The sequence below is a fragment of the Kamptonema formosum PCC 10802 genome (genome assembly GCF_000332335.1).
In the GTDB taxonomy this organism is placed as follows: Bacteria; Cyanobacteriota; Cyanobacteriia; order Cyanobacteriales; family Oscillatoriaceae; genus Oscillatoria.
Genome location: NZ_KB235950.1, coordinates 371,059 through 386,338 on the forward strand (window position 1 = coordinate 371,059; position 15,280 = coordinate 386,338).

Below are 15,280 nucleotides of genomic sequence, written 5' to 3' on the forward strand. Positions count from 1 at the left end.
CGCTGGGGAGGAATGGTGAAATCCCCTTTCTGCAGGGATTGCGGGCGGTGGCGGCTGCCGGTGAACCTGAACCGGCACCCTTGCTTCGGTTTTCCGTAACTCCGCATGCGGTTAACCGAACAAACCCCCCAGACAGCGCTGGGGAGGAATGGTGAAATCCCCTTTCTGCAGGGATTGCGGGCGGGTGGCGGCTGCCGGTGAACCTGAACCGGCACCCTTGCTTCGGTTTTCCGTAACTCCGCATGCGGTTAACCGAACAAACCCCCCAGACAGCGCTGGGGAGGAGTCAGACAAAGGAATGGAAGCATGTAGGGGCGGGTTCATCCACAAAGAGTGCCACACAGCCAGAAAAGCACAAAAACCCGCCCCGCCACATCCCCAACCCCTGGCGAAAAAGCCAACAGTCTCCCAACAACTGCCCGACAGGCACTCTAGCCGTGTTAAAGTCAATAAGTCCGCGCAAACACTTTCAGTGCGCCCCACCGGCACTGGGGAAACAGAAAATTTCGTTTCTTCCCGAGCCCGGGGGTGCATCCAAACTGTTTAACCGGAATTCGTCTAATTTTAGCTCCTGCAACCATTGTCAGATAAGCACTTCAGCTATGTAAATTAGAATAAATCCGCGTAAACACTTTCAGTGCGCCCCGCCGGCAGCCGGGGAACAGAAAATTTCGTTTCTTCCCGAGCCCGGGGGTGCATCCAAACTGTTTAACCGGAATTCGTCTAATTTTAGCTCCTGCAACCATTGTCAGATAAGCACTTCAGCTATGTAAATTAGAATAAATCCGCGTAAACACTTTCAGTGCGCCCCGCCGGCAGCCGGGGAACAGAAAATTTCGTTTCTTCCCGAGCCCGGGGGTGCATCCAAACTGTTTAACCGGAAATTGTCTAATTTTAGACATTGCAACCATTGTCATACAAGCACTTCAGCTGTACAAATTATAATAAATCCGCGTAAACACTTTCAATTGTTTCCCACCGGCAGCGGGGAAACCCAAAGTTTTCGTTTCTTCCCGAGCCCGGGGGGTATCCAAACTGTTTAACCGGAATTGGAGCAATTGTAGACACTGCAACACCTGACATTTTTATATTGACAGCCGGCAGCAGGGATTGGATTTACCCGGATGCCAGTTTGTCCGCCCAGCGGGTTGTCTCGGGCAGCCGGTATTTAGGCGTGCAGCGCATAACACAATCAATGGCTGCTGTCAAGCTGATGCGGTGGCCGGTGGAAATATACACCGGCTTGACTCCGCACCGGGTTCTCAGAACTGCGCCCACCGTCTCGCCCCGGTGGGTGAGGGGTTGCCAGCTGCCTCGCCGCTGGGGCAACTCGTCGTGTGTGCCAACCAGCAGGGACTTAGCGACGCCGATAGCAGGTATATTTGTCAGTACGCCCAAATGGCAGGCAATGCCAAACCGGCGCGGGTGGGCGATGCCTTGGCCATCGCAGAGCAGCAAGTCCGGGGTGAGGCTGAGCTTTTCCAGGGCGTCGAGGACTGCCGGCACCTCTCGGAAGGAGAGGAAACCGGGAATGTAGGGAAAGGTGGTGGGGCGGCGGGCGATCGCGTGTCCGGCGAGGTGCAAGTCGGGAAAGCTGAGTACGGCGACAGCCGCCTGAGTCATATTCTCTGCCAGATCGTAGCCGACATCGACACCGGCCACATAGCGCACAGGCCCGAGTTGGTCTTCCGCAATCACGGACTGGCGCAGCAGCTCCTGGATTGCGATTGCCTCCTCGATCGTGAGGGGCCAAGAGTGACGCTGGTTAATCTGCATATTAGTTAAACTAAATTCAGAGTGACAGGGTTTGAGGGGTTAGGAGTTAGGGCTCAGGGGAAGAGGTTTCCGGTTGGAGGGACACCCCGCGCCGTTCCACCTGCCACCGCGCCACCTGCCACCTAACACCTACAAAATCAGGAGACACCTCGGACTCAAATTATAGCATCTTTTTTGTAGGGCGACATCTGAGTTGAGTGATTGTCTTACCTGAAAAACCCTGCCGAGCTGCGCTCGTGCGGCTGCGTCATATCCTGAAGTTGAGCGAAACATGAAAACCGCAGATATTAGTGATGCTTATAAGACAGCCCTGTACATTAGCGGGGGCATTGTACTGCTGCTGACGGCGATTCTTTTCCGACCTTTTGTGATTGTAAATGCCGGCGAGAGGGGGGCAGTCATGCAATTCGGCAAAGTTCAAGATAAGGTCCTGGATGAGGGGCTCCACTTTATTGTGCCGGTGGTAACCTCGGTAAAAAAACTCAGCGTTCGCGTGCAGAAGAACGACGTGAACGCCGAAGCGGCATCCAGAGACTTGCAAGATGTCAAAACCGATGTGGCCCTCAACTGGCACATTGACCCCAATCGCGTGAATGAGGTTTTCCAGCGGCTGGGGGATGAAACAGAAATTGTGAATCGGATTATCTCGCCGGCAGTGTCGGAAGTGGTCAAGGCGGCGGCTGCCAAAAAGAACGCTGAGGAAATCATCACCAAGCGCACCGAACTGAAGCAAGAAATTGACAATCAGCTGAAAGCGCGGTTAGCCGCTTACGGGGTGCTCGTGGATGATGTGTCTTTGGTGAATGTGTCTTTCTCCCCAGAATTTGCCAAAGCGATTGAGGCCAAGCAGATTGCTGAGCAAGAAGCCAAACGGGCGGAGTTTATCGCCCTGAAGGCGAAGCAGGAAGCGCAGGCAGAAATCAACCGCGCCAAGGGTCAAGCCGAGGCGCAGCGATTGCAGCGGCAGACTTTGACGCCAGACTTGCTGCAAAAGCAAGCGATTGAAAAATGGGATGGCCGGTTTCCGATGGTGATGGGTGGCAGCGGTGCGCTACCGTTTATTAATATCGATACGGGGTCTTTAAATGCGCCAGCCGCTAAGCGGTAGTTCCGTGAAGAACAAACCGATCCTGAGCCAAGAACGCAGCAGGAGGCTCCAGCCTCCTGTTAGCGAGAGGCAGATCCTTTCAGATCTGCGTTCCCGAACTGTAGGGGCGGGAAAGAGTGCCCGCCCCAAAACGCAAAAAAAGTTAGGCAGATTATGAAATCGACGAATGGAATTTATCTTGCCAGTGCGGTGGCGGCGCTGCTCGTGCTGGCGCTAATTGTTTTCCAGCCGTTCGCCATTGTGAATGCCGGCGAGCGGGGTGTTGTGTTGAATTTCGGGCAAGTTGAGGACAGGGTTCTCAGTGAGGGGATTCACCCGATCGTGCCGCTTGTCAATTCGGTGAAAAGGCTGAGCGTGCGGGTGCAGAAACACCAAATTCCTGCTGAGGCGGCCTCGAAAGATTTGCAGGATGTGTACACGGATGTGGCGCTCAACTGGCACATTGTGCCGGAACGGGCAAATACGGTTTTTCAGCAGATAGGTGATGAGGGGCAAATTGTCCAGCGGATTATCAACCCGGCGATTGAAGAAGTGCTGAAAGCAGTGATGGCGCAGTACACGGCGGAGCAAATCATTACCAAGCGGGGAGAGGTGAAAGCCGGCATTGACGAGCAGCTGACGGCGCGACTGGCTAATTATAACCTGGCGGTGGATGACATTTCGCTGGTTAATATCCACTTTTCTGACCGCTTCAGGGAGGCGGTTGAGGCGAAGCAAATCGCGGAACAAGATGCCAAGCGGGCAGAGTTTGTAGCGCTGAAGGCGATGAAGGAGGCGGAAGCAGAAGTGAACCGCGCCCAAGGTCAGGCGGAGGCGCAGCGACTGCTGCGGGAAAATCTGACCCCGGAAATTCTGCAAAAGCAGGCGATTGAGAAATGGGATGGCCATTTTCCGACGGTTTTGGGGGGGAGCAGTCCTCTGCCGTTTATCAATCTCGATTCTGCTAAATAGGTGCCATAAGAAAATAGGTGGCATAAAAGTAGCCGGCCATACAGCTAGTTAGGAGGGAGAAAGGGTTAAATCTTCTGTCTTTGGGTCAGATTAACCTAAAATCTGGGGAAATCTCCCCCTTAAGCTTAAGAAGTTATTAAGAGAATCCGGTTTGCCAGATTTTTGTGGCTAACTAGAAACGATAAGATACTTCCTAACTGCGTCAATAGCCCCATCTGTGCCGCCCGCGCCTTATGGGGCTTCTTTTTCTCTGGGACGGAGGATGCTTTTGCCGGACTGCAGCTGATAGGCTGGGGGCAAGTGTAGATAGCTGTTTTATGCCTAGCAAACAACTCCCTCCCGGCGAGATGGGGTGGCCGGTGATTGGCCAAACCCTGCAATTTCTGTTCGACCGGGACTATCTCAAGAAGCGCTACGCCCAGTACGGGCCGATTTTTAAAAGTGGGCTCCTGGGCAAACCGACTGTATTTATGATTGGCCCAGAGGCGGCTGAGTTTGTCCTGGCAAGTCATTTCGACTGTTTTTCCTGGCGGGAAGGTTGGCCAGATACGTTTAAGATCCTGCTGGGGGAATCCCTATTCCTTCAAGAAGGGGAGGCGCACCGGCGCAACCGGCGGCTGATGATGCCGGCGCTTCACGGACCGGCACTGGCTGGCTATGCCAGTACGATGGAGTCAATTGTCCAAAGCTATCTGCGCCGGTGGCAGGAAAAAGGGGAACTCACTTGGTTCGAGGAGTTCAAACAATTAACGTTTGATATTGCCAGCCAGCTGCTGGTGGGGGCAACTCCTGGTCCCGAGGTGGCGCGAGTCAGCCGGCTGTTTTCCACTCTGACGAATGGGTTCTTTTCGATTTTTCCTTCCCGCTTGCCGTGGACGAAGTTCGGCAGGGCGATCGCAGCCCGCAACCAGCTGCTAGAGCACATCGCTAAAGTTGTTGAGGAGCGCCGGCAAAACCCCACTAAGGATGTTCTCAGTTTGCTCATACAAGCCCGCGATGAGGAAGGCAATTCCCTGAGCGAGAAAGAACTGATAGATCAAGCGATGCTGATGCTGTTTGCCGGCCATGAAACGACAACTTCTATGTTAACTTGGCTGTGCCTGGAGTTGGGGCGCAATCCGCAGGTGTTGCGGCGCGCCCGCGAAGAGCAGATGAAGCTGGCGCAAACCGGCCCGCTGAATTTGGAACAGCTGGGGCAAATGCCTTATTTAGAGCAAATCCTGTTAGAAATTGAGCGGTTGCACCCGCCGGTGGGTGGTGGCTTTCGTGGCGTGGTGAAGCCATTTGAGTTCAACGGCTATCATGTGCCGGCTGGCTGGCAACTTCAGTATTCTATTGTGACGACGCACCGGCTGCCTGATGTTTACCCGGAACCGGAGAAATTTGACCCCGACCGGTTCAGTCCAGAGCGTCAGGAACACAAAAAGCGCCCGTTTCGCTTGATTGGGTTTGGCGGCGGTCCCCGCGTCTGTATTGGAATTGCCTTTGCCAAGCTGGAAATGAAGATTGTGGCGGCGCATTTGTTGCGGGAGTATCAGTGGGAGTTGCTCGCCGGTCAGAGTCTGGAAGCCGTTCAGATTCCCACTCGCCGTCCTAAAGATGGCCTGCGGGTTCGGTTGGCGAGGCTATAGGGTGCGTTAAGACGCCAGCCGGCGGCTCGCGAAACTGGCCAAACATCCCGACTCTCACTGCCGCCAGTGAGAGCTGATTTATAAAGAAAAAGTGAAGCCACAAGAAACCCGGTTTCTTATGGTGGGTTAGCCGCAAGTAGGGGCGGATTGGCCATCCCCGGCTGGCGCTTTCGCTGCGGGAAACCCTGAAACGCTGTTTTTGGTGCCGGCAGCCTCCGGTTTGTAAAAAAAATCTTTAACTCCAAAAAGTCACACACTGCCCTGTGAAATCGTGTACTATATAGAAAGAACAGCCGAGCCTCTCAACTTTTTGCCAGTGGGGCCAGTTCAGTCAAACCCTATGGCTGAATGTAAGCAACCGGCGTTCAACTCAAAATATCACGCATTTCATAAGATTGTATATGACGCAACTGCCACAAGTAGGTCTTCTACCCAAAGAAGAGATCGAAGCCGCTCAGGCGACTATTACTGAACTCAATAATTACAAGAGTCGCCACTGGGCCATTGGTCTGAACGGAGATACCTTACAGCCCGATGGATTTCTGAAATTCTTTTCAGATCGCAATCTGCCGTTCCAATTTTATTTACGGAATTACGCTTCCATAGGCGACCCATCCGCTTACGACCTGAACATCTCTACCCTGCAAAACTATATCCAAATTGTACGCGATCGTGAGATTCAAGCTTGCCAAGGGACAATCAATGAGCTGAGTAATTACAAAGACCGGTACTGGGCCATTGGTTTGAACGGAGATACCCTTCAGCCAGACGGATTTGTCACCTTCTTCGGGGTGAGAAATTTGCCAGTTCAATTTTTTGTGCAGAGCCAAGGTGTTTCAATAGGTGATTACTCTGCCTACGATCAGAACATTGGGACACTAGAGAGCTACATCCAGTCGCTCTAGACCCGATGCTGCCCTCCTTTGCTTGACATGGGGCAATTGGATACAGACAAAAATTAGCGGAAACCCTTTCCGTGCGAGGCGAAAGTCCGAGGGGAGGGCAACCGCTTTTTTTATCTCAACCCCAGGCGATTGCAGCCTTGGGGCTTGAGGCGGTTCGCTTCTTTATCTATAGCAGTTATAGCACTATGCACTTAGGTTAGGACAAGGGGTTTAACATGATGTAGGGGCGGGTTTACCCACAACCTGTGCCACACAGCTACAACACCGATAAACCCGCCCCTAACCTCTGATATACCAGCAGTCATATTGGGCCATAGCCTGTTTTAACCCATATGACTGCTGCTATATAGCAGTAGCCACTTAGATTAGGACATTAGACCTTCAGGCTCGGCGGACGCCGTACATACGTCTATATAGCAGTAGGCATTTAGGGAACGTAAATTCCAGCCTCCCTTGCTCCCTTGCTCCCCCGCTCCCGAAGCTCCTATTGTCCTAACCAATATGACTGCTGCTATATAAACAATCTGTGACATTCTATCTCTTCTCTTTCCTTGGCGTTCTATCCTTAGGGAAGCCGAGAAAGCGCGTCTATGGCGTCTTGGCGGTTCCAAAAATAATTGTTTCACAAATCACTTCTAACGCCTACAGACTTTGATTAAATAGGAAAATCGTCTAGGAAAACTAACCCCTACAATTCATGTCCAAAGCCCAAAAACTCCGGCAAATCCTGGAACGCCCAGAAATTCTCGTACTTCCCGGCGTCTACGACTGCATTGGCGCACAGCTTGTGGAGCAGCTGGGATTCGAGGTTGTCTTCACTAGCGGATTTGGCATTGCCGGCTCCACCCTCGGACGTCCCGACTACGGTTTCCTCACCGCAACCGAAATGCTCTACAGCGTCGGGCGAATTGTTCAATCGGTGAGCACCCCCCTTGTCGCCGATATCGACACCGGCTATGGCAACCCCCTCAATGTTATCCGCACCGTCACCGATGCCGTGCAGCTGGGTGTCGCCGGCATCATCCTGGAAGACCAAGAATGGCCAAAAAAATGCGGCCACTTTGAAGGCAAGCGCGTCATCCCCGCCGAAGAACATATCGAAAAAATTAAAGCAGCCGCCCACGCCCGAGGCGACAGCGGCTTAGTCATCATTGGGCGCACCGACGCCCGCGCCCCGCTAGGTTTAGAAGAAGCAATTCGCCGGGGGCGGGCGTATCGTGAGGCCGGTGCTGATATCGTATTCATCGAAGCGCCCCAATCCCTTGAAGACTTGAAAGCGATAGCCGCTGCCTTTCCAGATGTTCCCTTATTTGCTAATATGATAGAAGGCGGCAAAACCCCCCTCCTCACATCCCGGGAGTTGCAGGAACTCGGCTATAAAATAGCGGTGTTCCCGCTTGCCGGCTTGTTTTCCGCCACCAAAGCAATGGCGGCGTGCTTTCGCTACCTGAAAGAAAACGGCACCACCGCTGGTTTCTCGGATTTGGTAAACTTCCAGGAATTCGAGAAAATCATTGGCGTTCCCGAATATCGCCGGTTGGAGCAACAGTTCAAAGTGGGAAATTGAGTGGAGCTGAGAAACCGGGTTTCTTAAAGAAACCGGGTTTCTTCCCGCAACAGCCTTTCATCCGAGGAACCCCCTGTAGAGAGTGCTGCTGCCTCCCTATTTTTGAAAATGCTGCAAAATTTAAGTAGAAAAAACCTAATTATTAACCGACAATCCCATGCAAACCATCGAACCAACACCTAACATCCAGCCAACTTGTATTACCCTGCGCTCCCAGCTGTCGCAGCTGCGCTCTCCTGTTATCATTGGCGTCGCCGGCGACAGTGGTAGCGGCAAAACCACCTACAGCTACGGCATCCGCCGGCTTATCGGTACTGACATTGTTGATACTATCGCAATGGACGGCTATCATAAAGAAGACCGGGAGCAAAGAAAAATCAGCGGGCGCTTGCCGCTAGATCCAGACGCCAACCATCTGGATTTGCTGCGCGAACACTTAACCCAGCTGAAACAGGGGAAAACCGCAGACGTTCCGATTTACAATCACGCCACCGGCTTCTTTGACCCGCCGGTGCCCTTCGCCCCCAAGCCAATTATCATTGTCGAAGGATTGCACGCCCTCTATCCAGAATTACTTCCCCTCCTGGATTTCAGCATCTATGTTGACCCCGATCACGATGTCAAGTGGCAGTGGAAATTTGAGCGCGACGTGAAGCGCCGGGGGCACCGCGCTGAGACACTCGTGGAGGAGATGCTGAAGCGGGAAGCAGCTTACAAGCGGTGGCTGGATTTCCAAAAGACGAGTGCCGATGTTGTGATTAAAATCTTTAACAGCCGCCTGAAAGAATTTTCCCGCCACGAGTTCACCGGCCAGCTGCCAGAAGGGTATTATAAAGTAGAATTGATTGTCGTGCCGGCACCCGCACCCCTGCCCACTTTGCCCCTGCCATTTGACTTGGCGGCGATGCTGAATGCCAACCAGCCGCCCTTTTTGCTGACAGCAGTTCCCTGCACTTACTGGGGGCGAAATGTTATGATTATACATATCGACGGCGTGCTGTCGCAGCAGACGATTGCCGAACTAGAGCGGCACATTGTCGATTTCACCGGCATTCCCATAGAGCAAGCGATTCTCAAGCGGGAGCGCCAACAAGTTTCTGCGACTGAATTCGCTCAATTGCTGGTTGCTTGGCGCTTTTTGGAACAGGTGAGTGACTTGCTGGAAGAACGCATGAGTTAGCCGCAGAGAAACCGGTGAAACCGGGTTTCTTGAAGAAGCCCGGTTTCTGCCCCTCAAAACTTCAGCCGGTCGCCAGTGCGCAGATCAAACCAGTGAATCGACTGTGGCGGAATTCCTAAACTAATCTCCTCACCACTCCACGTCCGATCTGCCGGCAGCAGGACACGCACGGTCAGGGAGTCGCTTTCTCCCCCTCCTGAGGCGACGCGCACGCTAATTAAATTTTGCCCTCCCAAATTTTCCACCAAATACACTTTCCCCTGAATTGCCGGCGAATCTGCCGGTGGCTCCAGCTGGAGGTGTTCCGGGCGCACCCCCAGCACAATCTCTGGCGGAACTGTAGGGAGCGCCGGCAAGGGAATTCTGAACTCTCCCAGCATGGCAGAATTTCCTTGACATTTTAGCGCCAGCAAATTCATCTGGGGGCTGCCAATAAAGCCAGCGACAAATTGATTTGCCGGCTGGGTGTAAATTCGCTGCGGCGAATCGAGCTGCTGCACGTCGCCATTATAGAGTACCGCCACTTTTGTCGAGAGCGTCATCGCCTCCGTTTGATCGTGGGTGACATAAACAACCGGTGCCGGTTGCGCTTGAAACAGCTGCTTGAGTTCCGCCCGCACTCGCTCTCGCAGCAGCGCATCCAAATTGCTCAGCGGTTCGTCGAGCAAAAACACGTCCGGTTTGCGCACTAAAGCGCGACCCACCGCCACCCGCTGTCGCTGCCCCCCTGACAGCTGGCTGGGTTTGCGATTCATTAAGTCTTCTAATCCCAGCTTTTTCGCCACTTCACCCACGCGCTGCCCGATTTCAGAGGGCGGGATTTTGCGCAGCTTGAGTCCGGATGCCATGTTTTCGCAGACAGTCATGTGGGGGTAGAGGGCGTAGCTTTGAAATACCATCGCAATGTTGCGGTCGCCGGCACTTAAATGAGTTACGTCGCGATCGCCAATCAGGATTTTTCCCCGGGTTGGTTCTTCCAAGCCGGCAATCAGCCGCAGGGTGGTGGATTTGCCGCACCCAGACGGTCCGAGTAAGGTGAGAAATTCATCGTCGCCGACTTCGAGGCTGATGTCTTTGACTGGGATGATTTTGGGGCTGTAGGTTTTGTTGAGGTTTTGGAGTTGCAGTTTGGGCATAGTTTTTTTTACCGCCCCCGTGAAGGGACGCCAAGAAGAGTTTTCAGGGAGGTTGAGGTTGGGGGAACTCTGACTTGAAAAGGTTCGTAGTAGGGCTTTAGCCCTTTATGCTGAAATTTTGGTTTTTTCAACCTTTTACGGCACCGGCTGTCAGCCCCTGGACGATTTTGCGCTGGAAGAAGAGTACGAGGAGAACCAGGGGGAATGTTCCGACTGCAGTGGCGGCGGCGATCGGACCATAGGGAATTTCAAAGACTGATGTTCCTCCCAACTGGGCGGCTGCAACGGGGATGGTTTTCATGCTGTCGCGAGTGATGAAGGTGAGGGCGAATATGAATTCGTTCCAGGCGAAGATGAAGGTGAGGATGCCAGTTGTGATCAAGGCCGGCACAGTGAGCGGAAGCAAGATTCGCACCAGCATTTGCCAGATGCTGTATCCGTCTACTCGGGCGGCATCTTCTAAGTCGCTCGGCAGTTGCTGGAAGAAGCTCCGCATTACTAGAATGGTCAGGGGTAAGTTGACGGCTGTATAGGGTATGATTAGGGCTAAGTAGTTGTTGCCGAGATTGAGCGCCCGCACGATTTCTAATAAGCCCAGAAACAGCAGGATGTAGGGGAATAGGGTGACAGTCAGGACGCCGGTGACGATCAATTTATCGCCCGGAAGTCTTAAACGCGCTAGGGCATAAGCGGCGGGTGCCCCTAAACCCAAAGCTAGGGCGGTGGAGGTTAGGGCGACAAAGGCGCTATTGAAGATGTAGTTGAGAAACGGGCGTCGCTCGAAAAGTTCGATGTAGTGAGCGAGGGTATATCTTTTAGGAAAGTACACATTGGGAACAGCGGAAATATCTGCATTCACTTTGATAGAAGTGAGAAACTGCCACGCCACAGGGGCCAAGCAATATCCCACGATTAGCAATACGGAAATCGGCAAGACAATTCGCCTCATTATAATAGCTTTTGAAACCGTTTGCCGGTCGGTGAACTTTTGGGTCGCAGTCATGGTTTGTCTCTCTTTTATCTCTACCTGCAAGTCCCCCTTGTTTAGGGGCTGACGGGAGCCAATTTGGCCAAATCGCAGCTAAATGGTATTCTCAGGTCTAATCCGAACCAGCCGCTTTTGCCCGCAGTTTTGCTAAAAATAAACTGGCAACTGCCACTGCTAGCAACAGCAGCAAAAATGTTACCACAACCAGGGCCGAACCGTAGCCAAAATCCAAGTATCGCATCACTGTCGCGTAAACGTAAATCGAAACCATCTCTGTCGCACTGGCAGGTCCGCCGCCGGTCATGACCCTGGGCAAGTCAAACATGCCGAAAGCTTGGGCAACCCGAAACACGAGGGCAATCAGGATTTGCGGCATCAGCAGGGGCAGGGTGATGTCGCGGAAACTTTGCCAGGGGCTAGCGCCGTCAATGGCGTGGGCTTCGTAAAAATCTTGGGGAATCGATTGCAAGCCGGCTAGTAGTATTATACTGATAAAAGGAGTGGCTTTCCAAACATCAGCAGCGATAATCGCCACCATTGCTAGCGCCGGTTCTCCCAGCCAGGTGAGGGGAGATTCAATCACGCCCAACCGCAGCAAGATATCGTTGACAACACCGAACTGGTCATTAAACATCCACGCCCAACCCAGTGCGATCAGAGCGGTTGGCAAAGCCCAGGGGATAATCGCAATCGTCCGCACTCCCCCTCGCCCCGGAAAGGATTGATTCAGCACTAAAGCAATTGCCATTCCCAGAACTAATTCTAGGGGGACAGAAACGACAGTAAATATTGTTGTGTTCTGCAAGCTTTGCCAAAAGCGCCCGTCTAAAGACATCCGCAGGTAATTGTTGAATCCAGAAAAGACAGGCTGCAATTGGGTGCCCAGATTTTGCGTAAACAGGCTCAACCAAAAGGCGCGACCAATGGGGTATGCAAAAATTAAAAGTAGCAGCAGCAGCGCCGGTGCTGCCAATATCCAGCCGGTCAGTTGCTCTTGTTTGCGAATTGCGTCCAATTTCATCATAGGATTTTGGAGTTTGGATTTTGGAGTTTGGATTTTGGATCTATCATTTTTATTGGGGGTGCTGTCTGGTTTTAGTGGGGAGGGTTTTGATTGATGCGACAGTCATAGCCAGAATTTCGTTGATTTCGGATATTAGGCTCGTTAGCTTCGCTGCCTCTACCATTCCAGCTTCGATGAGCAGCTCCATCCAGTAAAGGCTTTCGTCTGCCTCTTCTTCTACTATACAAAGTTTGGCAATGACATCAGCTGTTGATTTTCCCCGGCAGGCTGCCCGGTAGTTAGCCCCCACAGAGGTGGCAGAACGCAGCAACTGCTTGCCAATCACTTCTGCGGTTCGGTTTTTTGGCAGCGACTCCACAAGACGGATACATCGCAGGGCCATCTCTTTTGTCCGCTTTTTAAACTGTCGCTCATCCATTTCTCTCTCACCCACCATCTAAAATACCCAATCTAAAATCCAAAATCCAAAATCTAAAATCTAAAATCAACTGCCCAGCAACCGGCGCGTCTCGCCAGCTGCTGCTTTCATGGCTTGTTCCGGACTGAGCCGCTTTGTGAGAGCGGCGCTGAGATAGCGCTGCAAAATATCGGATGCCTGGGCGTATTGCGGAATCGGGGGGCGCAAAACCGAATTGTCAAGCACTTTTAAAATTTGCAAAAAGTGGCTATATTTAGCAAGAATCTCGGCGTCAGTGTAGAGCGCTTGCCGCGCCGGCATTTTTCCCGTATCTAAGGTGTACTTTTTCTGAGCATCGGCACTGGTAAAAAACTTAATCGCTCTCCACGCTTCCTCTGGATGTTTGGTAGATTTGGAAATTCCCAAACCCCATCCCCCCAGACAAGCGCCGCTCGCACCACCCGATGCGTGAACCATCGGTTTCAGCGCAATTTTGCCTCGCACAGGAGAATCTGCCTGATTCGCCAAATCCCAAACATAGGGCCAGTTTCGCAGAAAAACTGCTTTGCCACTCTGGAAAAGCCGGCGAGTTTCTTCTTCCTGGTAAGTGGTTACGCCGGGGGGAGAAATGCCAGATTCAATAGTGTTCAGTAAAATCTCAACCGCCTCTATCCCTTGCGGTTTGTCCAGCCCCACCTCGCCGGTTTCGGGGTTAATCCAGAAACCGCCGGTGCTGTGCAAGACCTCAACAAATGTCGCCGCCAGCCCCTCGTATTGTCGCCCCTGCCAGACATAACCCCACTGGGCTGCGCCCTGTTTTTGCAGCGCTTGCGAAATTTTCACCAGCTCGTTAAAGGTTTCTGGGGGTTTGTACCCTGCCTTTTGTAGCAAGTCTTTGCGATAATATAGCAAACCGGCATCAGATGTGAAGGGAATTCGGTACAGCCCGCCCTGATAGCGCCCGCCGTTGATATCCTCCGGCATAAATTCCGCTAATTCTTGCTGAGAGAGCCGGTCTGACAGATCTACCAGCCATCCCGCAGCTGCAAATTTGGGCACCCAGACAATATCCATATAAACCAGGTCGTAGGGGGAGTCGCCCAGGATAAATGCTGAGGTGTACAGGTCTTCGACGGCATCAGTCGCATTCGGCGCTTCCAGGATGTTGAAGTGAATGTCTGGGTTTTTGGCGTGAAATTCCTCAACCAGCGGTGCCCACTGGGTCTTTTCAGCGGCGGCAATTAATACATTCAGCGTCACTTTATCTCGGGTGAGCGCCGGTGGGTTGAACAACAGCGCCACACCCAGCACCAGGAAGACACTCAGTATGCCCAGGATGCCGGTAAATCCATATTTTTGCGGTAATTTTTGCCAGAGACTGGCTGTAACAGGGTTTTTCATAGCAATCTGGCGATTCAACAGGAGCGCACCGCGCTCAACAGTGCCGGCGCTTATTTCATTCATAGCTCGCTATGCTCCCGACTGGCGGACTTGGGGCGCTAATGCAAAAAAATTTAAGATAAATTAAACTGAGTTAACACTCCAAGGGCAAGATTGCTAATTTTTGTTAAATAGCCGGACAGCCAATTTAGCGGCAGTGCGCAATCCGATAGGATTGGAGATTTAACTCGATAAACTGAAAACCCGGTTTCTCAGAAGAAACCGGGTTCCTGGAAGCGGGCGGGGTAGTTTACCGTTTCAGCCGGCTTGCATTGCCAAGCTCCCGCTACTGCTGGACTTCCTGCTGGCGCTGCGGATTTTCCTGGGGATAAATGGCAATTGCGGTATTGACTGCGGCAATCCCCAGCAAAATCAGGGCAACCCATAAAACGATCTTTTCCAGCCAAATCATGCCGGCTTTTTCGGAATCCGGCGTCTCCGTCCCTAAATTCTGAATAGGCTGGCTTTGGGCGGTGCTGTCCCTAGCGCTTATATCTTCGGGATCGGGTGGCTGCCGGTTCCCCCCTGCAACCGGGCGGTGCCGGTTATTGCGGTTGTCTCTGGAACCGAATACCGCCTGGATCTTGGAAAGTGCTCTTGTGTGCAGTTCGCGCAGCGCTCCTTTGCGCGAATCCCGATCCGGGATAGAAATAAACTGCGATTTGTGCCGAGGAATTAAGTTTGCCACGATAGACTCACTGCTATTGAAAAGTGGACAGATCCAGAAACCGGGTCTGGTTGTTTTGGCAGTGATGCACCTCTGTGCAATTCTCATGTTTAGGGAATTCGCAACTTGGCCAGAGGTGGCGCACTTAGGGCAAGGGCAGCAATGGCAGCGGCGGCTCACCTCTATTACCTATTTCCACAGATGGAGACACCTTTCCGGCTGCCATGCTGCCGGCAAACCGGCTGGGATCGCGCCATACTGAGCTTTCCGCACGCGCCGGCGCGGGCTGCGCCTCTCAAAGCGCCACCTCCCCCCTGACATACGCCTTCAGGAATATGTACAATTACTTACCGTTCTGGGGGCCCCAATTAAATTTTGGGCAGTTACTTAGATGGCGCTCACTTGTGGGGCGTTGCCCAATTGCGGGACGGCAATGCCTGCAGGGGCAGACCCCCCTGCCCGCCCCGTCCGAAGTGTGGGGGCGACCCCAGGGGGATGTGCCCCTACAGT

13 protein-coding genes are annotated in these 15,280 nt (G+C 52.8%); 6 read left to right on the forward strand and 7 right to left on the reverse strand.

The features are described from left to right. Positions 1 to 1,116: 1,116 nt before the first annotated feature. The gene (nfi, locus tag OSC10802_RS0135565) at positions 1,117 to 1,776 is read right to left on the reverse strand and encodes a deoxyribonuclease V (RefSeq protein ID WP_017721526.1); all 660 of its coding nucleotides are present in this window, start codon (positions 1,774 to 1,776) and stop codon (positions 1,117 to 1,119) included. Between the two features lie 271 nt (positions 1,777 to 2,047). On the opposite strand from nfi, the gene OSC10802_RS0135570 reads away from it, so the two are divergent. From OSC10802_RS0135570 to OSC10802_RS0135595, 6 genes are all read left to right on the forward strand, one after another. Then, the gene (locus OSC10802_RS0135570; RefSeq protein ID WP_017721527.1) at positions 2,048 to 2,884 is read left to right on the forward strand and encodes a prohibitin family protein; all 837 of its coding nucleotides are present in this window, start codon (positions 2,048 to 2,050) and stop codon (positions 2,882 to 2,884) included. Positions 2,885 to 3,037: 153 nt separating this feature from the next. Next, on the forward strand, positions 3,038 to 3,835 hold the full coding sequence (locus tag OSC10802_RS0135575; protein ID WP_017721528.1) for a prohibitin family protein: 798 nt from the start codon (positions 3,038 to 3,040) through the stop codon (positions 3,833 to 3,835). 317 nt (positions 3,836 to 4,152) lie between these two features. Further along, a complete protein-coding gene (locus OSC10802_RS0135580; RefSeq protein WP_026099093.1) occupies positions 4,153 to 5,466 on the forward strand; it encodes a cytochrome P450 in 1,314 nt (437 codons plus the stop codon). 401 nt (positions 5,467 to 5,867) lie between these two features. Continuing rightward, on the forward strand, positions 5,868 to 6,371 hold the full coding sequence (locus OSC10802_RS0135585; protein ID WP_017721530.1) for a hypothetical protein: 504 nt from the start codon (positions 5,868 to 5,870) through the stop codon (positions 6,369 to 6,371). A 697-nt stretch (positions 6,372 to 7,068) separates the two neighbouring features. After that, the gene (locus tag OSC10802_RS0135590; protein WP_017721531.1) at positions 7,069 to 7,938 is read left to right on the forward strand and encodes an isocitrate lyase/PEP mutase family protein; all 870 of its coding nucleotides are present in this window, start codon (positions 7,069 to 7,071) and stop codon (positions 7,936 to 7,938) included. A gap of 157 nt (positions 7,939 to 8,095) precedes the next feature. Beyond that, positions 8,096 to 9,118: a phosphoribulokinase gene (locus tag OSC10802_RS0135595; protein ID WP_017721532.1), complete on the forward strand. Its 1,023-nt coding sequence runs from the start codon at positions 8,096 to 8,098 to the stop codon at positions 9,116 to 9,118. Positions 9,119 to 9,171: 53 nt separating this feature from the next. On the opposite strand, the gene OSC10802_RS0135600 is transcribed toward OSC10802_RS0135595, so the two are convergent. From OSC10802_RS0135600 to OSC10802_RS0135625, 6 genes are all read right to left on the reverse strand, one after another. Then, a complete protein-coding gene (locus OSC10802_RS0135600) occupies positions 9,172 to 10,254 on the reverse strand; it encodes an ABC transporter ATP-binding protein (RefSeq protein ID WP_017721533.1) in 1,083 nt (360 codons plus the stop codon). A gap of 127 nt (positions 10,255 to 10,381) precedes the next feature. Continuing rightward, positions 10,382 to 11,257, reverse strand: a complete 876-nt coding sequence (locus OSC10802_RS0135605; protein WP_017721534.1) for a carbohydrate ABC transporter permease — start codon at positions 11,255 to 11,257, stop codon at positions 10,382 to 10,384. 97 nt (positions 11,258 to 11,354) lie between these two features. Then, entirely contained in the window at positions 11,355 to 12,263 is a 909-nt protein-coding gene (locus OSC10802_RS0135610) for a carbohydrate ABC transporter permease (protein WP_017721535.1), read from the reverse strand. A 52-nt stretch (positions 12,264 to 12,315) separates the two neighbouring features. Then, positions 12,316 to 12,702 (reverse strand): four helix bundle protein, encoded by a 387-nt coding sequence (locus OSC10802_RS0135615; protein ID WP_017721536.1) that lies wholly within the window; start codon positions 12,700 to 12,702, stop codon positions 12,316 to 12,318. A 48-nt stretch (positions 12,703 to 12,750) separates the two neighbouring features. Continuing rightward, complete coding sequence (locus tag OSC10802_RS0135620; RefSeq protein WP_017721537.1) at positions 12,751 to 14,127, reverse strand: ABC transporter substrate-binding protein; 1,377 nt, start codon at positions 14,125 to 14,127, stop codon at positions 12,751 to 12,753. A 262-nt stretch (positions 14,128 to 14,389) separates the two neighbouring features. After that, positions 14,390 to 14,791 carry a hypothetical protein gene (locus OSC10802_RS0135625; protein WP_155969146.1) on the reverse strand — a complete coding sequence of 134 codons (402 nt, stop codon included), beginning with the start codon at positions 14,789 to 14,791 and terminating at the stop codon, positions 14,390 to 14,392. Positions 14,792 to 15,280 lie beyond the last annotated feature (489 nt).